Consider the following 22,892-nt stretch of genomic DNA (forward strand, 5'->3'; position numbering starts at 1 on the left):
TTATCTTATCACAGTTATTGATCCTTTTTTTTCACCTGTGTCAGATTTAATGACATAGTAATATACCGGATTTACATTTTTAAAATCTTTTATAAACGAATTGGTCTCAGGGTCATAATTACTTCCCACATCATCAAACATAATTTCACCATTTGAACTTAAAATTATTATTTTAGTTTCAGCAGTTTTATATGCTTCAGGAATATTCCAGTATGGATTTTTAAGACTCACTACATTTGGTATAACAGTAGCTTTAGAAGGAGGTCCGGTTGCCTTAAAAGTTAATTCCTTTGTAGAAATACAACCCGAAGATTGTGAAATTTTTACTTTATAAGTACCAATAGCTGCAACTAAATAAGAATCTGTTGTTGCGCCTGAAATAAGATTATTGTTTAAATACCACTCATAAGTTGGATTTGCAGCATCTGTTGTTACGCTAACGTTTAAAGTTTCTCCTTCTTCAAGTTTAAACTCATCAGCAGCATCGATACTAGCAGTAAAACCATTGCTTTTAAGATCAATTGATCCTGTTGCTTTACAACCGCCAAAATCGACATCAACGGAATACACTCCAGATTCGTTTGTAGAATAAGTACGATTACTGGCACCTGTAATTACAGTTCCATCTTTCTTCCAAACGTAACTATTTCCAGAAGTTGCTGTCAAAACAGTACCATTAACACTTGAACAAAATGGATTTCCTAAACTTGAATTGATTGTCACTGCTGACCCGGAGGCTGCTGATGTCACAGTTACACGATTTGAATAGGACTCAGAAGTACAGGTACCGTAATTGGTTTCTACATAATAAATTCCTGGAGAAGTTACAGTATAACTTGGTCCTAAAGCTCCTGCAACAAGAGTGGGAAGTGTAGTTGTACCGTTATCTCTGTACCAGTTATAGTTTAGAAATTTATATTTTAATGGTGAATCAGGATTTTTAATTTCATCATCTATAGTCAACACATAACTGCCACCTGTACAAAATGCCGCACTACCACTAAAATTATTTATAGTATATTGTCTGTCATGTGCTCTATAATAAATTGGAAAAGAATTCTTAAATCCAAAAGAAACAAACTTACTACTTGAAAAACCTGTAGTAGAAACTCTAAGACTATAAGTATCAGATCCCGGAAGATCAGTAGGAACTGAAAAAAGTATTCTCTTTTGGTTAGTTGCAGGATCTGCTACTGAAATTGTTTTTGCAGTAATTATATCTACAAAATTGTTAGTCGAAAGCTCAACCACAAAAACTGTTTCAACAGGAAATCCGGCGTAAGTAAATGTTGCATTATATTCGTTACCAGCAGGTCCTGCGCAGATTCTGTCAAAATCCAAAACCTGTGGATTTATCGATTTGACCTGTGCATACGTACTTGATTTAGCAAAGAATAAAATGCTAAATAAAATAATAATAAATGTGGTATTTTTTGGGGTAATTTTTTGAATCATATAGTGCGTTTTCGGGCCAGATCTATATTCTCAAAAAACAAAATGTCGATAAACGTTTCAGAAAAATCATATCTATAGTTTTCAATTATATCTTTTGCAAGAAGTGAATATGAAGCCGCTATAGAATTATTTTCTTCACAGTTTGAAGTTACCCGAGCATTCTCTCCAGTTGCAATAGGAAGGCTATCCTTGGGGTTGGACAGCCTTGCTAGAAACTGATTAGAATTCTCTAATTTGCTAATAATACTACTATTATCAGCTGTGCCATTCTTTTGGTTATTTGACGCCGTCATACCACAAATAGTGCTAATAGAAACTGTAGGCTTTTCTATTGAACTTTGTGCATATAGACTTAACGCAATAGGTGAAACCAAAAATATAATATTTAAAAAATATTTTTTCGTTGATTGAGCCATTATGTCTTGATCTTTATTTGGTCCGGTTTAAGACGAATACATAAATTGTGTCTGGGGACTTTATTAATAAAATTTACGCTTTGAAATAAAAATCTAAATCTATTATCTGTTTCCGCTTGAAGCAGTGATTTTTCCTAATTGTAGTCTGAAATCTGGTTTTTTTGCATTGAAGATATCAATGAATGTTTCTCTGTTACTGCTTTGAGAATAGACATTGAAGAAAACACTATTTCCATACCAGCTCTCTAAATCTTCGTTGTTAGAATTGTATTCCGTAAAGATATTTCCTTTACATAGGTTAAAATACATTTCTTCAAATTTGATTTTTTTAAGATTGGCATCGTTAATTTCTGTTTTACTGTCTAATAAAACTGCCGGATTAAATCCCGAAATTACACTTCTTTTCATTTCAAGAGAAGCATTTTCAGCAACATAAACAGCTTCTTTTACTAAACCTGCCTGAATATCAGCATTGATGTTTTCACTGTCATTAAGCATTGTAATATTAGTAGCAACAACTAATGTTTGTTTTTTAGTAAAATCAGTTTCGCTTTTCTTTTCGTATGATTTTACTTCCATACAACGAGATCCGTCTTTAGTACTTGAGAAGTAAGAAGATCTAACTGCAAGAGAATTGTAGAAACGACATTGAACTCCTTGCGAAAATTTAAAATCGTCGTTGATAGATTTATAAGAAACAAATTTTGTTGCATTTACATCTCCACCCAAGAAACCAAATGAATCGCCACCAGCGTAGCTTACCATAATGTTTTCAAGTATTGTTTTGTTTCCAACACCTGCTAAAGTTAAAGCGTTGAAAGTATCTGATCCCTTAACTCTTTTACCTGCAAATTCGATTCTCACAAATCTTAAGATTCCTGAGTTTGCAGCAATATTATCACCTCCGTAAGTAGTAAGTGACGGGTCAAGATCTAAATTATAAGAACCAATATTTCCAAATTTATTAATTGGAGCATCACCAAGAATTACAACTCCACCCCAGTCTCCAGCTTTTTTCTGGCTGCGGTTTGAAGTAAATACAATAGGGTCAGTCTCTAAACCATCAGCAATAAGTTGTGCACCTTTTGTAACTACCAATGTTCCTTTAGTTTCGAAATCACCAATAATCAAAGTTCCTGGCTCAATTGTTAAAACAGCATTGTTGGTCACATAAACATTACCTTGCAAAACATAAATATTCCTCTTCAGCAATTTTGTATTAACAGAAATATTTCCTGCTAAGATTTGATTTGCTTCTCCATATTCAATTTTGTTAGGCTTAAATTCTGTCCAGTTATTCAACCAGTTGTTGTAGCCCATAATTCCTTTCTCTTGCTGAGCACTCATAGTAGTGACTGTCAAAAGAACGCAGATCATTTGAGTAATTTTTTTCATGATAAGGGGGTATTACGGTTAATAATAAATTTGGGTATGCGTAAAAAACTCATCTCGGGTTTTCTGATTTTGTCAGAACACATCAAGGACGAGTTGCTTTTGTCTCTTCTCAAAATGCCACGTAAAATCAATCCATTTACGTAAACACTCCAAAAAAGGTTTTATAAAATATGTTTTTAATTACATTTCGTTCAATTCGTTGAACTCATGTAAAGATTTTAATGTGCTTTCGTAAAATAAAATTGCTGCAATTAAGTTTCCTTTATCAGAATACGGCATCATTTTTCTTTGAAACTCTACTGTTGTATCTAAAAATGTATTTGTACCAACGGCCTGAGCATCTAATACTTTTTTGTGTTCGTTATCGTCCGGAATACCTAAGTCTGCCATCGTAACACCTGGCTTAGTAACCAAAGCAATGTAAGGGAGGGTTTTTACTAAAACTTTAATACGCTCGATGTATAATTCTAAAAGTTCTCCTTTTTGCATACCACTCAATTCTTTTTGATCGTGATATTTACGAATAAGAGCCGTTGTACTAATTATACTTCTAGGAGCATTTTTAGCCTGAGCTGAGATCGCCCCGGTTGTCAATATAAAAAGTGCACTAAATAAAATAATTTTCCCTTTCATAGATTCTTATTAATAGGTTATTGATGAAAACAAAAATATATAAATTAACTCAAATTGCAACTTTATTGATTTCTTTTTTCAAAAAAAAACCTTAAAAAAACCTTAAAAACCAGCGCTATGTCGAGAAAATGTGCGTTTTAACGGCTTTTTTGTTAAAAATCTTAAAATAAAATCCATAAGTTATTACTTACTAAAGATCAAAATTATTATATATTAATAACCAAAATAACCTTACGTTTAGCGTTTTTCTGAAAAAACTATTAACAAAAAACTATTGATATCTACTCGATTTACTCTTGTTATTAACAAAAGTTCATTGACAAACCACAAAAAATTAAGCAAAAAAACTGTATTCCAACATAAATAAATAGCAGCCAATAAACTTTTTCTCTAAAATTTTTGACTATATCATTTTCTTCTATCTTTGCTTCATGCAATTTTCTCAAATTTTAGGTCAGGATTACATCAAAAGTCACTTGATAAAAAGTGCATCTTCCGGGCGAATTCCACACGCACAATTATTCATTGGGCCGGAAGGAAGTGGCACATTATCAACGGCAATAGCTTATGCGCAATATATTTTGTGTAACAATACAGGAGATGAAAACTCAAACGGAAACGATTCCTGCAATTTGAAGTTTCAAAACCTCTCGCATCCCGATTTACATTTTATTTATCCCACAGTTACAACCGAAGATGTAAAAACAAAACCAAAAAGTTTAGACTTCATTCAGGACTGGCGCACATTTATTCAGGAAATGCCTTATGGAGGTTTATTTGACTGGTACAAAATTTTAGGCGTACAAAACAAACAAGGTGAAATTCGTGTCGAAGATGCAACAGAAGTTTTAAAATCACTCTCGTTAAAATCATACGAAGGCGGTTATAAAATAATGATAATCTGGATGGCTGATAAAATGAATATCGCCGCCTCAAATAAGCTTTTAAAATTATTAGAAGAACCATCAGATAAAACAATATTTATACTGATTTCTGAAAATGAAGAAGACATAATACAAACGATACGTTCTCGCTGTCAGGTTATTCACTTTAACGGCTTACCCGAAAAAGTAATTGCTGAAGCATTAGTTTCCCAAGAAAATACAGATTCGAACTTAGCTAAAAAAATAGCACATCAGGCGCAGGGAAATTTCAGTAAAGCATTACATCTTTTAAAAGAAGACGATTCTGAATATCCTTTTGAACAATGGTTTGTTAATTGGGTCCGTGCCGCTTTTAGAGCCAAAGGAAATGCAGCTGCTATTCAGGACTTAATATCCTGGAGTGAAGAAATTGCAGGTCTGGGCCGTGAAAGCCAGAAAAAATTCATACAATTTTGTATAGAAATGTTTCGTCAGGCACTTTTACTCAATTATGAGGCACCTGCTTTAGTTTATATAGAACCTAAAGTCGAAAAATTTAAACTGGAAAATTTTGCCCCTTTTGTAAACGGCAATAATATTCACGAAATTTTCAAGGAGCTTTCAGATGCCCTGTATCACATTGAAAGAAATGGAAATGCTAAAATAATTTTGACCGATTTATCTATAAAACTGACTCGTTTAATTCATAAAAAATAATTTTCAAATGAATACTAATGTTTCCTCCATTTTACTATTAGCATTTTTAGCATTAACGTTCTTACAATCAGGATATGAAAAAATCTTTTATTGGAAAGATAATGTTGAATGGCTTAAAGGGCATTTTGCCAAAACGCCTTTAAAAAATCAAGTTCCACTTGCTTTGTTCCATCTTTTAGTTTTAGAATTAATTTCAGGAATTTTGTGCGTGGTTGGTGCAATACAATTATTAACCAACAGTGGCCGTGAATTTGGTTTTTACGGAGCAGTTTTCTCTTGTATTTGTTTGTTAATGATGTTATTTGGACAAAGATTAGCTAAGGATTACGATGGCGCAAGAACAATTGTAATTTACTTTATCCCGGCCGTTATGGCGGTTTATTGGCTGAATTAAAAAAATAAGCATTGGCTTGGCTTTTAATGATTTTTCTAATCAAAATATTAAAAGCAGGCGAAAAAAGAATTTGTTTGCTTTATGCGGACAACGAATTAAAATTTTACTGTGAAAAAAATGAACCCTAAACACCCTTCAGAATCCCTAACTATTTTAACCGATTTAGTTTTACCGAGCGAAACAAATCCTTTGAATAACCTTTTTGGAGGTGAATTATTGGCCCGTATGGATCGCGCAGCAAGTATTGCCGCCCGCAGACATTCACGCCGAATTGTAGTTACAGCATCTGTAAATCACGTTGCTTTTAACAGGGCTATTCCCCTTGGAGCCGTAGTTACGATAGAAGCAAAGGTTTCCAGATCTTTTAAAAGTTCTATGGAAGTTTTTATTGATGTTTGGGTAGAAGACCGTGAATCCGGAAGCAGAACCAAAGCCAACGAAGCTATTTATACTTTTGTTGCAGTAGATGATAGTGGAAGACCTGTTGAAGTTCCACCAATTGCACCGGAAACTGAGTTGGAAATACAACGATTTGATGCTGCTTTACGTCGTAAACAATTAAGTTTATTACTCGCGGGCAAAATAAAACCATCAGAAGCAACAGAATTAAAGGCTTTGTTTCTATAGTACAATTTGTTACAATTTGAGACAATTAAACTTCAAAAAAAGAACTAATTTTACAAACTTACAAGCCTGATACAAATCTAAATCAGTAAGTTATCATTTCTGGTTTGTTTTTGAGAATAAATTATAAAAATTTACATGAAAGAAAAAGAAAAAAAAGAGATGAGTTCAGAGAAAGAAGCCAAATTAAAAGCGCTACAACTTACGCTTGATAAACTAGATAAGACTTACGGAAAAGGAACTGTAATGAAAATGGGCGACAAAGCCATTGTAGAAGTTGAAACAATTTCTTCAGGTTCTCTTGGTGTTGATTTAGCTCTTGGAGTTAATGGTTACCCTAGAGGAAGAATTATCGAAATATACGGTCCGGAATCTTCTGGAAAGACTACTTTGACATTACATGCAATTGCTGAAGCTCAAAAAGCGGGTGGTATTGCTGCTTTTATAGATGCTGAACATGCTTTTGATAGAAATTATGCCGAAAAATTAGGTGTAGATATCGAAAACTTAATCATATCTCAACCAGACAATGGAGAACAAGCTTTAGAAATTGCTGAGAATTTGATTCGTTCCGGAGCAATTGACATTGTTGTAATTGACTCTGTTGCTGCATTGACTCCAAAAAGCGAAATCGAAGGTGAAATGGGAGATTCAAAAATGGGTCTTCACGCACGTTTAATGTCACAGGCATTAAGAAAACTAACCGGAACTATCAGTAAAACAAATTGTACTGTTTTCTTCATCAACCAGTTGAGAGAGAAAATTGGGGTAATGTTTGGTAATCCTGAAACTACAACCGGTGGTAATGCATTGAAATTCTACGCATCTGTACGTTTAGATATTCGTCGTTCTTCACAAATTAAAGACGGTGACAATGTTATTGGAAACAGAACTAAAGTAAAAGTCGTTAAAAATAAAGTGGCTCCGCCTTTTAAAACTGCCGAATTCGACATTATGTATGGAGAAGGAGTTTCTAAAACCGGAGAAATTCTTGATTTAGCGGTTGAATTTGAAATCGTTAAAAAAGCAGGATCATGGTTTAGCTACGGAGATACAAAATTAGGACAAGGTCGTGATGCTGTAAAATCTTTAATCAAAGATAATCCGGAATTAGCAGATGAATTAGAACTTAAAATTAAAGCGCATATCAAAGAATTAGCAAACGCTTAAAACTATAATAGCGAGTATTTTACTTGCTTATTGTTGATCAAACCCGATAGATTTTTAGATCTGTCGGGTTTTTTATTTCATAAATAATAATAAAAAAGACGCAACCATTTCAAACTAACTTCATCTACTAAACAGACATTAGATTTGGTATTAGCCATAATGCCATTCTGAAGTTTTTTTTAGGATAAATTTGGTTGTTTATTCACTAGAAATCCGTTAGTTTTTATACTAACGGATTTTTTATTTCATTTTCTTTAAAAAAAAAACATTTTTCAGCGCAACCTTTTTGGTTTCTTACTCTCTATTATATTGTGACGTTAACTTGAGTTTTGACCAAACTCTTTATTATCAACCGTTAATATTTTTAACCATGAAAGAAAAAATAGAAGTGTTGTACAGTAAAAACTGTAGAAAAACCAAATTAAAATTTAAAAAAGTATTGCGATTTATTTCAGAAAAAATAATTCACAGATAGTATTTACTGAATAAAAATGGGGGATTTTAATTCAAAAGAAAACCCGACAATTTCTCAATTTGTCGGGTTTTTATCTTCTATATTCTTTCCTCTATATTCTTTCTTCTTCTTGAATTCTAATAGTCCTTTATAAATCAGTTGTCTGACTTCATCTCGAAGTGTTTTTCTATTTTCACTTGTTAATCCCTTTGTTTCTACGAAAGGTAATATTTTCACGCGCATTTTTCCGGGGCTTCCACTCATGAAAGTATAAGAGAATCGTTCTTTATTATCGGCAAAAACAATTGGCACAATTGGAATTTGGTGTTCAATTGCTAATCGAAAAGCACCATCTTTAAATTCATCCAATAAAACAGTTTCGTCATCTGGAACACCTCCTTCTGGAAAAATACAAATACTAAGTCCCTGATTCAATCTGTCTTGTGCTCTTTTGAAAACTTCATTTTTACTTCTTGAAGAGTTTCTATCTACTAAAATACAGGTCCTTTTATAAAAAAATCCGAATAAGGGAATCTTCGAAAGTTCTTTTTTTCCAACAAATACGAAAGGATTTCGAACCACTGCCAACATCAGCATAATATCTGTCATTGAACTGTGATTCGCCACTATCATATAACTTTTATTCTTGATCAGTTTCTGTTGACGTTCGACTTTATAATAGAAACCCATCCCGAAAAGGATAAATTTAGCCCAAATGCGGGCCATTCTAAAGAAATAGGGATAACCACTCTCTGAGATAATAGAAATCAGTAAAAACGGCAGCATAATCAATATCGGGATGGCCATTAAAACATAAAACCAAACACGCCATAAAACCCAAAAAATAATCTTTATTCCTTTCATGGTTTCAAATGTAAGAAAACAGAAATGAATTTTACAAAAAGAATTTATGGTGTAAATAATACAGTACGTTTTTTTTACCGCAAAGTTCACAAAGTTTTTTCGCAAAGGAAAGAAGGAAATGTAAACTGCTAGTTGCAAATAATGAGTTCACAAAGCTGTATGCAAATTTTGTTCTATTAAAAAATTTGGCAACTTTGCTTTTATAAAACAATTAAAAATAAGAAAATAATTATTAAACTTACTATTTTTAAAGTTTATGACAGAAAACGAAATATCAAATATTATAATTGGACTTGCGATTGAAATTCATAAAATTTTAGGACCCGGCTTACTGGAAAATGCCTATCAAGAATCTTTATTCTATAAAAATTAAACAACGTGGGCTTCTAGTTGAAAAAGAAAAGACAATGCCATTAATTTTTGAAGAAGTTCAATTAGATTGTGGCTACAGGGTTGATATTCTGGTAGAAAACAAATTTGTCATCAAAATTAAAAGCGTAGAATCTCTTACCGTAAATCACTTAGCACAAACTTTAACGTATTTAAAACTTAGCAATTACAAACTAGGTTTACTCATAAACTTCAACGAAACTCTCTTAAAAAACGGAATTAGAAGGGTTGTCAATAATTTATAAGATCCAGCTTAGTGAACTTCAAAAAACTTTCTTAAAAACTTAGTGAACTTTGCGAAAAAACTTTGTGAACTCTGCGATAAAAAAACCGATTATTAAAAGAAAAACAATACTCATAATTTTTGAAGTTAAAAAAAATTGCACACTTTGCTCTAAAAAAACGAACTTTGCGTTTAGTAATAAGAAAAAACGAGAATGGCAAAAATACTTACTGGTGTTCAGAGTACTGGAACGCCACACTTAGGCAATTTATTGGGAGCAATTATACCTGCAATCGAATTATCGAATAATCCGGCAAACGAATCTTTTTTGTTTATTGCTGATTTACATTCGATTACACAAATTAAAGATGGTAAAACATTGCGCGAAAACACTTTTAGTGTAGCGGCAGCATGGCTTGCTTTTGGATTAGATATTGATCGCGTTACTTTTTACAGACAATCTGATGTTGTTCAGACAACTGAATTGACCTGGTATTTAAGTTGCTTTTTTCCGTTTCAACGTTTGACTTTGGCCCATTCTTTCAAAGACAAAGCAGATCGTTTAGATGATGTAAATGCTGGTTTGTTCTCTTATCCGATGTTAATGGCAGCGGATATTTTATTATATGATGCTGAATTTGTTCCGGTTGGTAAAGATCAATTGCAGCATCTGGAAATTACTCGCGATGTAGCTTCTCGTTTTAATCATCAAATGGGGGAAACTTTTGTAATACCTGAAGCTAAAATTCAGGAAGACAGCAAATTGATTCCCGGAACAAATGGTGGAAAAATGAGTAAATCAGCAAACAATATTATTAATATTTTCGTTGATGATAAAACGCTTCGTAAACAGGTTATGAGTATCGAAACGGACAGTACGCCGCTTGAAGATCCTAAAAATCCGGATACTTGTAATGCTTTTGCTATCTATTCATTGTTAGGAAGTGAAACTCAAATTGTAGAAATGAGAGCCAATTATTTGGGTGGAAATTACGGTTACGGTCACGCCAAACAAGCTTTGTTTGAATTGATTACCGAAAAATTTAAAACAGAAAGAGAAAAATACACTTACTACATCAATAATCTTGACGAAGTGGATGCCTTGCTTAAAAAAGGTGCGGCAAAAGCTTCTGTGGTTGCTGACGGCGTTCTGGCAAAAGTTCGTGAAGTACTTGGATTTGGAAAATAATATTTTAAACGCAGTAGGTTTTATCCCAGATCATCCGGATAAAACCTACTGCGTTTTTATTTAAAAATGAAGTCTTTTTGATTCATCGAAGTAGTGAGAAAAATATTTACAAAATACATGTTTGCTCTCCTAATAACCCTTTTTATGCTGGGCTTTTTATTAGGTTATCTATTTGGCGATGACAAATCGTACACAATAAATAAAACAGTAGGCTGGGCTTATAATTTTTCGAATCAGATAAAACTAACCGCTTTTTTTATACTCTCGCAAAGTGTTTTTATTATTGGCTATTTAGCATTATTTCTTCTTCAGCGAAAGACAAATTATTACATTTCTTTAGTCCATTTTGAGATTATTATAGTAACCATCTACATGATGTCTTTCGAAAAACTAATCGTCCCCTTAATTTTTTGCATCCTCTCTATGATCCTGTTTTGTATAAACGTTTACAAGTCAAACAAATAGGAAATATTAAATTTTTATATCGCTTCAAACAATTTCCCGGGCAATGGCCTGATCAAGCCTTTAAGCTCCATATTCAATAACAAACCGGAGATTCTATAAATAGGAAAATCACATTTTAACGCTTATAGTATCCAGTAATTCTTTTCCGTTTTTTAGAAGAAAATCATATACTTTTTGTTCATCAGGTTCAAGCTCTACAAATAACTGTTTCTGGATAGGTTTTGTTTTATTTTCAATATCCCAATTCAATATATAAATCAAATCGGCAGCACTTGTCAGTACATTCGCTTTTTGAGTCTTAAAGGTTATTACAACCCTGACTGAACTTGTCTGTAACACGTCCCGGAACTGCAAAAACATCCCGATTATAATCATTAGCCAGGTTTGCGGTAATCAACGAACCACCTCTGTCTGCAGATTCAATTACAATAGTAGCCTCTGTCATGCCTGCAACAATGCGATTTCTACGCACAAAATTTTCCTTATCAGGATTTGACGAACTCCAAAACTCAGTAATAAATCCACCATTTTCTTCTATCTTGGCAACATATTTTTTATGTGTTTTAGGATAAATTTGATTCAAACCATGAGCCAAAACTCCAATGGTCTGCAAGTTATAATCCATCGCTAACTGATGTGCCACAATATCTACTCCATACGCAAAACCACTTACTATAACGGGATCAAGCGGCGACAAATCTTCGATTAATTTCTTGCAGAACTCCATTCCGTAAGATGTAATTTGGCGTGTTCCAACAATACTTATAATTTTTTTGTTTTTTAAATTTATATTTCCCGCAGAAAAAATTAAAACCGGAGAATCAATACAATGTTTCAGTCGTTCCGGGTAATTTTCGTCCTGAAAAAAAGAAACTTTTATGTTATTCGATTTGATAAATTCAAGTTCCAGATTTGCTTTCTCAAAAATAGATTTATCCTTGAAATTTTTGAGCAATACAGCTCCAACCCCATCAATTGCAGCAATTTGATTCATCTTAGTTTTAAAAATGGTTTCGGCATTACCACAGTGTGTCAGCAATTTTTTTGCCATTATATCTCCAACACCTTCCACTTTTAATAAGGCTAATAAATAAAATAAATCTTGATCTGACATGGATTGTATCAAATTAAATGGCGGCGAAAAATATCTTTATAAAACGAATTTTAATTCCAATTCTAAGAAAGGCAAAGATACAAATTAGAAGTAAATTCTTTCAAAAAATAAAAAATTAAAGATATTATACTACTTTAACCTAAAACAGTTTTTATGATAACTTACTGTTAAATAATGGTTTGTAAAAATACTCGAATTGTTAATAAAAATTGTGAATAAAATTTTGATAACTATATTCGTTGCATAACTTTGTTACTATGAAAATCGAAAACTATATAGCACAGTTATTGTATCGTTATCAGTGTGTAACGGTTCCAGGGTTTGGAGCATTTTTAACAGAAATTCACTCAGCTCAGCTGAATGAAAATACAAATTCGTTTTTTCCACCCAAAAAATCAATCTCTTTTAATAGCCATCTAAAAAATAATGATGGACTATTAGCAAATCATATCGCTAATGCAGAAAAAACATCATATGGTTTTGCAGTAAGTGCTATTGCTTTTGAAGTGATAAGTTGGAAAAAAACGCTGGAAGAAAATGGCGTTATAAGTCTTAAAAATATTGGAGAAATGCGTCTTAACGCGGAGAAAAATATAATCTTCACTCCTAACGATCAAACAAATTATCTAGCGAGTTCTTTTGGTTTAAGCCCATTTGTTTCACCAGTTGTGAAAAAAGAACTTTTCGAGAAAAAAATACAGGAAATCCAAGAGAGAGAACCTATAGCTTTATTTGAGGAAGAAGATGGAAAATCATCCAATTCATTCTTAAAATATGCTGCTATTTTCATTCTGGGACTAGGAATTACAGGAAGTATTGGATACCCTTTGTACCAAAATCAAATAGATGCCAAAACACTTATTGTAGAAAGCGCTGTACAGAAAAAAGTACAAAACAAGATACAGGAAGCTACATTTTTTATTCAAAGCCCATTACCGGCCGTAACACTTTCAATTGATTCTGCAAAAGTAGAAAACGCAGAAGAAAAAGTAATGCCTTACCACATTATGGCAGGAGCTTACAGAAGTGAACAAAATGCAAGAAAAGCTTATAATCAACTTATTAAAGATGGTTTTAGTGCGAGAATGTTAGGCGAAAACAAACATGGCTTATTCCCGGTTCTATACGGAAGTTATGCTACGATGTCTGAGGCACAAAAAGCACGAAAAGATATACAAAAAGGTGAAAATCCAGAAGCCTGGATCCTAATCGAAAATTTATAATTATAAGAAATCCTATTCAAACCGAATAGGATTTTTTTTGTCCTATTTTTTATCTTCAAAAAAAACCTTATCAGGCCAGACCTATACAATTGGCACTCTACTCTTGTTCTATAATTTATAACGAACAAAAAGCCATGAAATACGCCTTAAAATTATTCCTTGTCCTATCATTTTTATTACACTCTCAATTATTCTTTGCCCAAATAGCAAATAAAGGAGAGTCTCAGGAAATCATACAGAAAAAAGCTGATGATGAATCTCAGAAGGCAACAGATCAGTACAGTAGAAAACTGGATAACGATCAATCTCAATTAAAAAAAGAACAAAAAAAGGTAGAAAGAAATCAAAGGGATCTTAAAAATTCACAGGATGATCTTGACTCTACAAACAAAAAAATTGACAAACTGGAAACTGATAGTCAAAAACTTTCATCAAAAATAAATTCAGGTTCCAATTCTCCTGAATACTTGCAAAAATAGCAAATAAAAATAAAAGAGAAAGATCTTGAAATTCAAAAACTTAAGCTCAAGAAAATAGAGCAACAGAAAAAACTTGATAACCTGCAATCTTAGATAAAACAAAAAATCCTATTCGTAAGCGAATATGATTTTTTGTTTAACGTGGAACAATTGTAGCGTCCTGAGAAAGAATTACCTTAGTAGCTTGATAAATTCTTAATCTCGCCGGAGGCGAATTTTTCTCGCCCAAAACTATAATGGCACATTCGTAAAGAAAATTATCTTTTTTGAATTCATACTGATGATTTCCACCTATTCCTTCTACAACTAATTCACCACCATTAATCACTAAATCAGGCTTTTCAGTCATTTCTTTTTGTATCGGCCACGAAGCATAACGATATTTATTATTTCCCAGATTATCGATTCTGATTTTGAATTTAGATGTTTCTAAAATACAAATGGGGGTTTGAAAAAAAGCAATACTTGGATCTAAACTTTTTTTCTGCTCTGCGATCAGTTTATTTTTAAGTTCTGTTTCATATTTTGATTGATAATTTACAGCGGTTAAACATCCTTCGATATCCAGCCAGATACTGCCATGATTTAGCATTACTCCACGCAAGCCCATTTCAGTCCAGCTTTTTATCGGAGAAGATTTTATAATTTCATTCTTTAGAGTTGCATCAAAAATATCAGAATATCGCTTTACAAAATCTGACTTATTTGTAATATCCGGTATTGGATATTCCCGCTTTAGCGGATAAACGACCAAATCGCTGATTGCTTCTTTGTTGTCATTTTTTATATTTTCAATGAACTTTTTTACAAATTTCTGATAGTCAATTTTTAAATCCTGGGCGGCAACAACACTGCTGCAAAAAATTAATAGTACTAAAAATACATTTGCTCTTTTCATCCTAAAATATTTTTAATTAATTATTAATCTGACAATTACAATCAAATATAAATAATTTATACTCACGTGGAACAAGGTCAGAATGCTTATAAAGCAAAAATCCTATTCGCCGTAACGAATAGGATTTATGTTTAACGTGGAACAATTTTAGCATCCTGATTCAGAATTTCTTTTCCGTTTTGATAAATGGTTAAATTAGCTGGTGCCGAATCTTTTGTACCCAAAACAGTAATATAACACTGGTAAAGAAAATTTCCTTTTTTGAAATCATAATGATTATTTCCGCCAGTTCCGTCCTGAAACCATTTTCCGTTTGTAATGATTAAATCTGGCTTTTCACTCATTGATTGTCTTATAGACCAGGAAGCATATCTGTAATTATCATTTCCCAAATCATCAATTCTTACTCTGAATTTAGAGGTTTCTAAGATAATTTGGGGTTCTTTAAACTTCGCAATTGATGGATGAAGCTTGTTTTTTTCTGAAGCGATCAACTTGTTTTTGAGATCATTTTCGACTTTTGACTGATAATTAATAGAGAAAACCTTTCCGTCAGTATCCATCCACAAAGTACCATTATTAAGCATTATGCCTCTCCACCCTACTTCTGACCAGTCTTTTGCAGGATCCGATTTTGAAATTTCAGTTTTCAGGTTAAGATCAAAAATTTCAGCATATCTTTTTACAAATTCTGTTTTATTTTTAATATCCGGAATTGGATTTTCTCTTCTCAAAGGATATTTAATTGCTTCGGCTACAGCTTCTTTCCTATCGTTTTTGACATTATCAATAAAATTTTTAACGAACTTTTGATATTCAGGTTTCAAGTCCTGCCCTGCAGCATTTTGAATGGTAATACCTATGAACAGGATATATAATAGCTTTCTCATGTTTTCTATTTTACATAACGTAATTTATTCATAACTCAGATTAAATATCTAAATTCCAAAATCTAAACTTAATTGATACTGGCTTTGAACATTTTAAGCTCATCCCAGGTAAATTCTTCTCCGTGTTTTTCTTTTAAACCGTTCAGTGATTCTTCCTGATAAAATTCAAAAGCTTCACGAAGCGCCAGGATTTTATCGTACGGCAAAACATCTGAAATGTCTACTTTCTTAGCCTGAATCAATTTAACTAAATGCATTTCAATAGTTTGTGCCGTTAATTTTCTAATTCTGGCAATATCCTGAATCGAATTTTTCTCCAGCCATAAATCATGCGTTTCTTCTACGGTTGTTTTCTTGTCAGCCTTTGGTACATTTTTATCTAATTTTCGTGCAGTATAGCGCACTACAGGCTCATCAGATTTAAAAATATCAGTATTCGACATATTAAGTTCCTCCCGGATCTTAGCAATCTTATCTAATTTGTAGTTTTTAATCGCTGTAGACGTCAATTTCTCTTTGCAGATGGTTTCACCTGCCACGACAATTTCTATCAGTAATTTAGCCTTCATTAAACGCAAAACTGCTTTGGTTTGCAAATCATCCAAAAAAGCCAGTTCTTCATAGAACTCTTTTACTTTTTTAAATTTCTGAATTTCGGCCATTTTATTCAAAAGATCCGTCACCAGTTTGTCCATTGGCTTAAAAAAATAATCATAAGCCGCCACTACCCTTTCCTGTACAAAAAATAAATCAACAGTTTCTTTATTGAAAATTTTATTGAGCTGATGAACGAATTTTTGCGAAGGATCAATCAACGAATCTATAATTTCTAAACGCTTATGTGCCCATACGGAATGTTTTGATTTTTCTGATGCCACCGCATTTTCATTATAGCTAAAACGATGATTGCGCCATTCCTGAGCCAAATCGGCCCAATTAAAACTGTTAATCAAATAGTTATGAATGAAATTTTTCGTTTCGAAGTGTAACGAATGTTTCAAAACTTCTTCCGTCGCTTTGTTTAAAGCATAATCCATTACATCCTGATCGTTCGAGATACCATTCATTTGTAGCGGAGACAGCAAAATAAGCCCGTTTAAGGAAGTTAAACGCGATAATGCAACATATGCCTGCCCGGGCAAAAAAACTTGCGATACATCGAGCGCCGCTTTCTCAAAAGTTAATCCCTGGCTTTTATGCACAGTAATTGCCCACGCCAATTTTAGAGGATAATGAGCAAATGTGCCTAAAACTTCTTCTTCGACTTCCTTCGTGAGATCGTTTACTTTATAACGGATATTTTTCCACTCATATTTCTCCACTTCAATGGTTTTGTTCTCTTCCGGGAAATGAATGAAAATTTCTTCTGGAGAAAGGGATTTTACTACCCCCATCTTTCCGTTGAAATAACGTTTTTCAAAAGATGCATCATTTTTAACGAACATGACCTGAGCACCAATTTTCAACTTTAAATTTTCCTCAACCGGAAATATTTTCTCCGGAAAATCACCCACAATAAACGGTTGATAAGAGAACTCATTTCCTGCTAAATCACCAATTGCCTGTTCATTAATCGAATCGGCTTTTGCATTATGCGTAGTTAATGTAATATAACCCGGATTATTTTTTAAGTCGAAATCAGGCTTAACATATTCGTTTAAAACCTGAATATCCTGGGGCGTGATCTGATTGTTTCGAAGATTATTTAAAACCGATATAAAAGTATCATCGCTTTGGCGATAAATCTTTGATAATTCGATATATAGCGGTGGATATTGTTGAATTACATGCGAATGAAAAAAGAATTTTCCTTTATAATAATTGCGCAAAGTTCTCCATTCTTCATCTCTGATTACAGGCGGAAGCTGCAATAAATCACCAATAAAAAGCACCTGAACTCCACCAAAAGGTTTAGAAATTCTACGAACTGTCTGCATCATAAAATCGATAGCATCCAGTAAATCAGCGCGTAACATACTCACTTCATCAATTATCAAAAGCTCCATGTTTTTGATCACATTACGCTTGACATTATTCATTTTGAAGTGTCGTCGTAAAGTTTCTTTATTCTCAAATTTCACTGTTTCAGTAAATTGGGAAGCTTCTTCATAAGACGGAATAAAGGCAGAAAATGGCAATTGAAACATCGAGTGTATCGTAACTCCACCAGCATTTAGTGCCGCGATTCCTGTTGGTGCCACAACTACAGTGCTTTTATGCGTTGTAGCAATGATTTCACGCAAAAGCGTAGTTTTCCCGGTTCCTGCTTTACCAGTCAGGAAGATCGATTTTTGCGTTTGATTGATGAATTGTAAGGTGTAAGCAGCTGCTTCTGTAACGTTTTGCATTGGGCGTGTATTGAAAACCTAAAAGTATCGCATTTTTATAAAAGAAAAAACCTAAATCTATACAGATTTAGGTTTTTAAATTTAGTTAGTTAGTTTGGTATTATTTTTTTGCAGCTTCTTCTTTAGCCGGAGCTTTTTCTTCTGTTTTAGGAGCTGTTTTATACTTGTCATTCAAAGCTTTAACGATATCTTTTGTAATATCATATTTCTCTTCAGCGTATAAGATTGAGGCAGCATCACCAGTACCATAGATATAAGAATAACCGTTTTTCTTACCGTAATCTTTGATGAATTTTTTAACTCCACTTACTAGAGAATCCATTTCAACACCGCTTTCTTGTTGCAATTGCTGAGACAAAGCTTGTTGAGCATAACCCAATTGTTGTTCTCTTTTTTGCAACTCAGCTCCTCTTTGTTGAGCCCAAGCCTGACCGTTTGCTTGTGCCTGACTTTGAAAACTGGCAGCGTCTTGTTTAAAGCGTGCAATTTCAGCTTGTAGTTGTCTTCCTTTTTCTTCAGCTTGTCCTTTGTATTTTGCTTCAAGGTCTTTTGCTTCAGTGTACTCTTTCATTAAAACCGAAGTATCTACGTAAGCTGTTTTTACTTCCTTAACTTCTGCAGTTTTACTACATGAAACGGCGAAAATTGAAAGTGCGATAATTACTAATGCTTTTTTCATTTTTTGAATTTCTAATTTTTTAATGTATTGAAGACAAAAATATAAAAAAATAAATAGCATCAACATAAAGTTTAAAAAATGCTAGAATTTTATGATATTGTTTTTATTTATGGAAAGAAAAATGTCAATAATTCTACCCTATCAAAAGTGACTTTCATATCTTTTATTAGAAACATTATCTCAAAAAAGACATAATTACTCCTCACTTATACAAAGAAAACGCCAGAAACGCGCTTAAATTGCGTTTTACTTGTTTTTTAAGACATAAATGTGCGATGAATACTCTTTTGTACTGCTCGCTTTTAAATTTGATTTTAAACCAACAAAAAAAGCACTGATGTAATTCATTTTTCCGGTTTTGTATTTTTCAGATAATAAGCTCACATAAAAAGAATCAAATTTCATGGGAAGTACTTTTTCCAACTTCATATCTACTTTTTCAAAAAGCGATTGAATGGCTTTTTTAGAAAAATGCCAAAAATGAATTGGCACATCAAAAGCTGCCCAAAATTCATTATAATATTTTGCGTCGTAAGATTTGAAATTTGGAACCGCAACAATTAATGTTCCAGTTGGTTTTAATAAACGCTTCAATTCCTGAATTTGTAGTTCTAAATTTGGGACGTGTTCTAAAACATGCCACATTGTAATCACATCAAAAGAATTATTTTGAAGATCACCAATTTCGTTCACAAAAGAAATTCCTTTTTGTATTGCAATATTTTTTGCTCTTTCACTAGGTTCTACTCCAACAGTTTCCCAACCATCATTTTTTGCTGTTAACAAAAAATCTCCCGTTCCGGCACCAATGTCTAAAATTCTTCCTTTTTTAGATTGCTCGTCATTTATTAAATTCAGTTTATTTTTTAAAGCTATATTTTTCACAAAGTGATAAGCTTTTTCAAATAACGAACGTTTGTTATCCGTGTGCGAAATATAATCTTCGCTTTCGTAATATCTTCCCAAATTTTGCAAATCAGGTTGCGGAGATGTAATTAACATGTCTAAAGCTTCGTCATGATACAATTCGAAAATTTCTTTAGATACAGAATGGTCTTTTACAGTAAGAAAATGTTTTTTGTTTAAAACGTCCATTTTTTAATATAGGGGATTTTGGTTTAATTTCATAGCAAACCCTAAAAGCAGAATTTCTGTTTTTAGGGTCTCTTTTAATCTTTAATATTTATTTTTAACGCTTCCAATTTATTTTGACAGCAGATATTTTTTCGTTTTCAATTCTCGTTTCTTTACAAACTATAAAATCATTTTTCATATAAAACAATAACGGAGATTTATATGCCTCCTTATTTTGTTTGATGTCATTTTCGTGATCAACAACCCAACCGTTTAAATTGTCGTTATTCTTTTTTAATGCTTCGATCATCAACCGCCCCTTGCCTTTTCCGTGAAGTTGACTATCAATAATTATTGCAAACCAATTTTCATTATCTCTTAAAAAAGCAAATGCCCAACCTTTAATTTTATTTTGATCATCAATAAACAAATGATGTTTTGCATTCGATAATCCATCTAAATACAAATTAAAATCATTGACTGACTCATATTTCAATTTCTCAGGATATTCATTATTCCAAAGTTGCATTAAGGAATTCTTTTGTTCTAATGATAAAACTTTTTCTTGAATAATTCTCATAATTATAAATTATAGCCTTTTGTTTATCTTTTGTCATTCCTAACCAAGAGGATGCGAACGTTATCGAACTACTGAAGCAATTTTCGCTGCAAGATCTACAAATATTAATTCTTTAGATTATGGAGTTACTCACGTAGACTCCTTGTACCTCGTAATTACAAACTATCTCAAAATCTTAATCTAACATATTAAAATTACTATTCTTTTTAAATTTTTCTCAAACTTGTTTCACGTGGAACAATTAAAAATAATCACCACATCTAATTTCAGATATATGAATTAAAAAATAGTTTCACGTGGAACATTTCAATAAACAATCTCATTATTCAGTATCCAGCATTCACTTATAACTGAAAACTGAGACTGAAAACTTCTTACCTTCCCATATAAATCAATAAAACCGAAATATCACTTGGTGACACTCCGCTTATTCTTGAAGCTTGAGAAATTGTCACAGGACGAATCTTGCTTAATTTTTGTTTGGCTTCAATCGACATTGATTTAATTTTATTATAATCAAAACTTTCAGGAATTTTCACATCTTCTAAACGAGTTAGCTTATCTGCGTTATTTCTTTCCTTTTCGATATAACCAGAATATTTAACCTGGATTTCGGCTTGTTCCAAAATTTCCTGATCAACATCATTAGCTTCTATATATTCCTTTACTTTTTCAAACTTCATCATATCCTCTAAATCTATTTGAGGACGTGAGAAAACTTTAAACATTTTATCACCTTGCGTAATCGGAGCAGTTTCTTTAGCTTCTAAAATTGGATTTGTTTCTGCAACCGAAACACTTGTCTCTTTAAAGAAAGCCACCATCTTTTCAGATTCGTTTAATTTCTTCTCCATTCTACGTAAACGAGCTTCAGAAGCCAAACCAATTTCATGTGACATTGGCGTTAATCTGAAATCGGCATTATCCTGACGCAACAATGTTCTATACTCTGCTCTTGATGTAAACATACGATACGGTTCTTCCGTTCCTTTCGTAATCAAGTCATCAATCAAAACTCCAATATAAGCTTCGTCACGTTTTAAAATCAACGGTGCTTTTTCATGTACTTTTAAATGTGCATTTATTCCGGCCATCAATCCTTGCGAAGCTGCTTCTTCATATCCTGTTGTTCCGTTGATTTGTCCGGCAAAATATAAACCTTCAACTAACTTCGTTTCCAAAGTATGCTTCAATTGTGTTGGCGGAAAATAATCATATTCTATTGCATATCCAGGACGGAAGAATTTCACTTTTTCAAATCCTACAACTGAACGCAACGCTTTGAACTGAATATCTTCCGGAAGCGAAGTTGAAAATCCGTTTACATAAACCTCACAAGTATTCCAACCCTCTGGTTCAACAAATAATTGGTGACGTTCTTTATCAGCAAAACGATTTATCTTATCTTCTATCGAAGGGCAATATCTCGGGCCAAGGCTTTTGATTCTTCCGTTGAACATAGGAGAACGATCAAAACCTTCTCTTAAAATATCATGAACATCCAATGAAGTGTAAGTCATGTGGCAAGATCTCTGATGCGTCAACGGAGACGTCAAATCCGAATAAGAAAACTTATCCGGTTTTGCATCTCCCTTTTCTTCGTTCATTTTAGAATAATCTAAAGAACGTCCATCAACTCGTGGTGGCGTTCCAGTTTTCATTCTTCCAGATTCAAATCCTACTTTTACTAAATCTTCAGTAATTCCGGTCGCGGCACTTTCACCAGCTCTTCCTCCTCCGAATTGTTTTTCTCCAATATGAATCAAACCATTCAAAAAAGTTCCATTTGTCAACACCACAGATTTAGATCTGATCTCCACTCCCAACGAAGTTTTGATTCCTTTTATCTTTCCGTCCTCGATAATCAAACCTTTTACCATCTCTTGGTAGAAATCCAAATTTGGAGTTCCCTCCAACATCATTCTCCATTCTTCGGCAAAACGCATTCGATCACTTTGAACTCTCGGAGACCACATTGCCGGCCCCTTTGATTTATTCAACATCTTAAATTGAATTGCAGTTCTATCAGAAACAATTCCTGAGTATCCTCCAAGCGCATCAATCTCGCGCACGATTTGTCCTTTTGCAATTCCACCCATCGCTGGATTACAAGACATCTGTGCAATGTTCTGCAAACTCATTGTAACCAATAAAGTTTTTGATCCTAAATTTGCGGCCGCTGCCGCGGCTTCAGATCCGGCATGACCTGCACCAACTACAATAACATCGTATTCTTCTAAAAACATTTTGCTTTATTATTCTCCGGAAACCGTTTAAGTCAGTTCTCAGAATTATCATTACATTCATTTTTGTTCCACGTGGAACGGTGCACTTGCACCAATAATCAGTTTTTCA

General features: G+C 33.1%; 21 protein-coding genes and 1 pseudogene. 9 read left to right on the forward strand and 13 right to left on the reverse strand.

What is annotated here, in order from left to right; translation table 11 throughout:
• From sprC to QLQ94_RS04945, 4 genes are all read right to left on the reverse strand, one after another.
• Entirely contained in the window at window positions 1-1,455 is a 1,455-nt protein-coding gene (gene sprC, locus QLQ94_RS04930) for a gliding motility protein SprC (RefSeq protein ID WP_482499275.1), read from the reverse strand.
• The gene (locus QLQ94_RS04935; RefSeq protein WP_482499276.1) at window positions 1,452-1,871 is read right to left on the reverse strand and encodes a hypothetical protein; all 420 of its coding nucleotides are present in this window, start codon (window positions 1,869-1,871) and stop codon (window positions 1,452-1,454) included. Before QLQ94_RS04935 ends, sprC begins: the two co-directional genes overlap by 4 nt.
• Before the next feature lie 102 nt (window positions 1,872-1,973).
• Entirely contained in the window at window positions 1,974-3,266 is a 1,293-nt protein-coding gene (locus tag QLQ94_RS04940) for a hypothetical protein (protein ID WP_271336718.1), read from the reverse strand.
• A gap of 180 nt (window positions 3,267-3,446) precedes the next feature.
• Window positions 3,447-3,899: a hypothetical protein gene (locus QLQ94_RS04945; RefSeq protein WP_072957537.1), complete on the reverse strand. Its 453-nt coding sequence runs from the start codon at window positions 3,897-3,899 to the stop codon at window positions 3,447-3,449.
• Window positions 3,900-4,330: 431 nt separating this feature from the next.
• On the opposite strand from QLQ94_RS04945, the gene QLQ94_RS04950 reads away from it, so the two are divergent.
• The 4 genes from QLQ94_RS04950 (at window position 4,331) to recA (ending at window position 7,667) form a co-directional block, all read left to right on the forward strand.
• A complete protein-coding gene (locus QLQ94_RS04950) occupies window positions 4,331-5,479 on the forward strand; it encodes a DNA polymerase III subunit (protein ID WP_271336719.1) in 1,149 nt (382 codons plus the stop codon).
• A gap of 7 nt (window positions 5,480-5,486) precedes the next feature.
• Window positions 5,487-5,873 (forward strand): DoxX family protein, encoded by a 387-nt coding sequence (locus tag QLQ94_RS04955; protein WP_271336720.1) that lies wholly within the window; start codon window positions 5,487-5,489, stop codon window positions 5,871-5,873.
• Window positions 5,874-5,990: 117 nt separating this feature from the next.
• Window positions 5,991-6,500, forward strand: a complete 510-nt coding sequence (locus QLQ94_RS04960; RefSeq protein WP_078006636.1) for an acyl-CoA thioesterase — start codon at window positions 5,991-5,993, stop codon at window positions 6,498-6,500.
• Window positions 6,501-6,659: 159 nt separating this feature from the next.
• On the forward strand, window positions 6,660-7,667 hold the full coding sequence (gene recA, locus QLQ94_RS04965; protein ID WP_271336747.1) for a recombinase RecA: 1,008 nt from the start codon (window positions 6,660-6,662) through the stop codon (window positions 7,665-7,667).
• A gap of 529 nt (window positions 7,668-8,196) precedes the next feature.
• Here the strand turns inward: recA and QLQ94_RS04970 are convergent.
• Window positions 8,197-8,985, reverse strand: a complete 789-nt coding sequence (locus QLQ94_RS04970; RefSeq protein WP_482499277.1) for a lysophospholipid acyltransferase family protein — start codon at window positions 8,983-8,985, stop codon at window positions 8,197-8,199.
• Window positions 8,986-9,241: 256 nt separating this feature from the next.
• On the opposite strand from QLQ94_RS04970, the gene QLQ94_RS04975 reads away from it, so the two are divergent.
• The 3 genes from QLQ94_RS04975 (at window position 9,242) to trpS (ending at window position 10,787) form a co-directional block, all read left to right on the forward strand.
• Complete coding sequence (locus QLQ94_RS04975; protein WP_482499278.1) at window positions 9,242-9,358, forward strand: GxxExxY protein; 117 nt, start codon at window positions 9,242-9,244, stop codon at window positions 9,356-9,358.
• A gap of 34 nt (window positions 9,359-9,392) precedes the next feature.
• The gene (locus tag QLQ94_RS04980; protein ID WP_482499279.1) at window positions 9,393-9,620 is read left to right on the forward strand and encodes a GxxExxY protein; all 228 of its coding nucleotides are present in this window, start codon (window positions 9,393-9,395) and stop codon (window positions 9,618-9,620) included.
• 192 nt (window positions 9,621-9,812) lie between these two features.
• Window positions 9,813-10,787 carry a tryptophan--tRNA ligase gene (trpS, locus tag QLQ94_RS04985; protein WP_427401145.1) on the forward strand — a complete coding sequence of 325 codons (975 nt, stop codon included), beginning with the start codon at window positions 9,813-9,815 and terminating at the stop codon, window positions 10,785-10,787.
• A 479-nt stretch (window positions 10,788-11,266) separates the two neighbouring features.
• On the opposite strand, the pseudogene dprA reads toward trpS, so the two are convergent.
• Window positions 11,267-12,366 (reverse strand): annotated as a pseudogene (gene dprA / locus QLQ94_RS04990) (DNA-processing protein DprA).
• A 257-nt stretch (window positions 12,367-12,623) separates the two neighbouring features.
• Here dprA and QLQ94_RS04995 point away from each other — a divergent pair.
• Together QLQ94_RS04995 and QLQ94_RS05000 are read left to right on the forward strand one after the other, a co-directional pair.
• Complete coding sequence (locus QLQ94_RS04995; RefSeq protein ID WP_482499280.1) at window positions 12,624-13,589, forward strand: HU domain-containing protein; 966 nt, start codon at window positions 12,624-12,626, stop codon at window positions 13,587-13,589.
• Window positions 13,590-13,723: 134 nt separating this feature from the next.
• The gene (locus QLQ94_RS05000) at window positions 13,724-14,068 is read left to right on the forward strand and encodes a hypothetical protein (protein ID WP_482499281.1); all 345 of its coding nucleotides are present in this window, start codon (window positions 13,724-13,726) and stop codon (window positions 14,066-14,068) included.
• 136 nt (window positions 14,069-14,204) lie between these two features.
• Here QLQ94_RS05000 and QLQ94_RS05005 read toward each other — a convergent pair whose 3' ends face one another.
• From QLQ94_RS05005 to mnmG, 7 genes are all read right to left on the reverse strand, one after another.
• Window positions 14,205-14,966 (reverse strand): hypothetical protein, encoded by a 762-nt coding sequence (locus QLQ94_RS05005; RefSeq protein WP_482499282.1) that lies wholly within the window; start codon window positions 14,964-14,966, stop codon window positions 14,205-14,207.
• Between the two features lie 131 nt (window positions 14,967-15,097).
• Window positions 15,098-15,856, reverse strand: a complete 759-nt coding sequence (locus QLQ94_RS05010) for a hypothetical protein (protein WP_482499283.1) — start codon at window positions 15,854-15,856, stop codon at window positions 15,098-15,100.
• Between the two features lie 68 nt (window positions 15,857-15,924).
• Complete coding sequence (locus QLQ94_RS05015) at window positions 15,925-18,204, reverse strand: helix-turn-helix domain-containing protein (RefSeq protein WP_427401141.1); 2,280 nt, start codon at window positions 18,202-18,204, stop codon at window positions 15,925-15,927.
• A 100-nt stretch (window positions 18,205-18,304) separates the two neighbouring features.
• Window positions 18,305-18,883: an OmpH/Skp family outer membrane protein gene (locus QLQ94_RS05020; protein WP_271336729.1), complete on the reverse strand. Its 579-nt coding sequence runs from the start codon at window positions 18,881-18,883 to the stop codon at window positions 18,305-18,307.
• 246 nt (window positions 18,884-19,129) lie between these two features.
• Window positions 19,130-19,978 (reverse strand): class I SAM-dependent methyltransferase, encoded by an 849-nt coding sequence (locus QLQ94_RS05025; RefSeq protein ID WP_427401140.1) that lies wholly within the window; start codon window positions 19,976-19,978, stop codon window positions 19,130-19,132.
• Window positions 19,979-20,072: 94 nt separating this feature from the next.
• Complete coding sequence (locus QLQ94_RS05030) at window positions 20,073-20,537, reverse strand: GNAT family N-acetyltransferase (RefSeq protein WP_482499284.1); 465 nt, start codon at window positions 20,535-20,537, stop codon at window positions 20,073-20,075.
• 374 nt (window positions 20,538-20,911) lie between these two features.
• Window positions 20,912-22,783, reverse strand: a complete 1,872-nt coding sequence (gene mnmG, locus QLQ94_RS05035) for a tRNA uridine-5-carboxymethylaminomethyl(34) synthesis enzyme MnmG (protein WP_271336732.1) — start codon at window positions 22,781-22,783, stop codon at window positions 20,912-20,914.
• Window positions 22,784-22,892 lie beyond the last annotated feature (109 nt).

It is taken from the genome of Flavobacterium sp. B114r, assembly GCF_056824125.1.

What these genes read in the sequence shown, in the direction of transcription:
- sprC (WP_482499275.1), bottom strand. Translation starts at nt 1,455, where the DNA reads ATGATTCAAAAAATTACCCCAAAAAATACCACATTTATTATTATTTTA.
- QLQ94_RS04935 (WP_482499276.1), bottom strand. Translation starts at nt 1,871, where the DNA reads ATGGCTCAATCAACGAAAAAATATTTTTTAAATATTATATTTTTGGTT.
- QLQ94_RS04940 (WP_271336718.1), bottom strand. Translation starts at nt 3,266, where the DNA reads ATGAAAAAAATTACTCAAATGATCTGCGTTCTTTTGACAGTCACTACT.
- QLQ94_RS04945 (WP_072957537.1), bottom strand. Translation starts at nt 3,899, where the DNA reads ATGAAAGGGAAAATTATTTTATTTAGTGCACTTTTTATATTGACAACC.
- QLQ94_RS04950 (WP_271336719.1), top strand. Translation starts at nt 4,331, where the DNA reads ATGCAATTTTCTCAAATTTTAGGTCAGGATTACATCAAAAGTCACTTG.
- QLQ94_RS04955 (WP_271336720.1), top strand. Translation starts at nt 5,487, where the DNA reads ATGAATACTAATGTTTCCTCCATTTTACTATTAGCATTTTTAGCATTA.
- QLQ94_RS04960 (WP_078006636.1), top strand. Translation starts at nt 5,991, where the DNA reads ATGAACCCTAAACACCCTTCAGAATCCCTAACTATTTTAACCGATTTA.
- recA (WP_271336747.1), top strand. Translation starts at nt 6,660, where the DNA reads ATGAGTTCAGAGAAAGAAGCCAAATTAAAAGCGCTACAACTTACGCTT.
- QLQ94_RS04970 (WP_482499277.1), bottom strand. Translation starts at nt 8,985, where the DNA reads ATGAAAGGAATAAAGATTATTTTTTGGGTTTTATGGCGTGTTTGGTTT.
- QLQ94_RS04975 (WP_482499278.1), top strand. Translation starts at nt 9,242, where the DNA reads ATGACAGAAAACGAAATATCAAATATTATAATTGGACTTGCGATTGAA.
- QLQ94_RS04980 (WP_482499279.1), top strand. Translation starts at nt 9,393, where the DNA reads ATGCCATTAATTTTTGAAGAAGTTCAATTAGATTGTGGCTACAGGGTT.
- trpS (WP_427401145.1), top strand. Translation starts at nt 9,813, where the DNA reads ATGGCAAAAATACTTACTGGTGTTCAGAGTACTGGAACGCCACACTTA.
- QLQ94_RS04995 (WP_482499280.1), top strand. Translation starts at nt 12,624, where the DNA reads ATGAAAATCGAAAACTATATAGCACAGTTATTGTATCGTTATCAGTGT.
- QLQ94_RS05000 (WP_482499281.1), top strand. Translation starts at nt 13,724, where the DNA reads ATGAAATACGCCTTAAAATTATTCCTTGTCCTATCATTTTTATTACAC.
- QLQ94_RS05005 (WP_482499282.1), bottom strand. Translation starts at nt 14,966, where the DNA reads ATGAAAAGAGCAAATGTATTTTTAGTACTATTAATTTTTTGCAGCAGT.
- QLQ94_RS05010 (WP_482499283.1), bottom strand. Translation starts at nt 15,856, where the DNA reads ATGAGAAAGCTATTATATATCCTGTTCATAGGTATTACCATTCAAAAT.
- QLQ94_RS05015 (WP_427401141.1), bottom strand. Translation starts at nt 18,204, where the DNA reads ATGCAAAACGTTACAGAAGCAGCTGCTTACACCTTACAATTCATCAAT.
- QLQ94_RS05020 (WP_271336729.1), bottom strand. Translation starts at nt 18,883, where the DNA reads ATGAAAAAAGCATTAGTAATTATCGCACTTTCAATTTTCGCCGTTTCA.
- QLQ94_RS05025 (WP_427401140.1), bottom strand. Translation starts at nt 19,978, where the DNA reads ATGGACGTTTTAAACAAAAAACATTTTCTTACTGTAAAAGACCATTCT.
- QLQ94_RS05030 (WP_482499284.1), bottom strand. Translation starts at nt 20,537, where the DNA reads ATGAGAATTATTCAAGAAAAAGTTTTATCATTAGAACAAAAGAATTCC.
- mnmG (WP_271336732.1), bottom strand. Translation starts at nt 22,783, where the DNA reads ATGTTTTTAGAAGAATACGATGTTATTGTAGTTGGTGCAGGTCATGCC.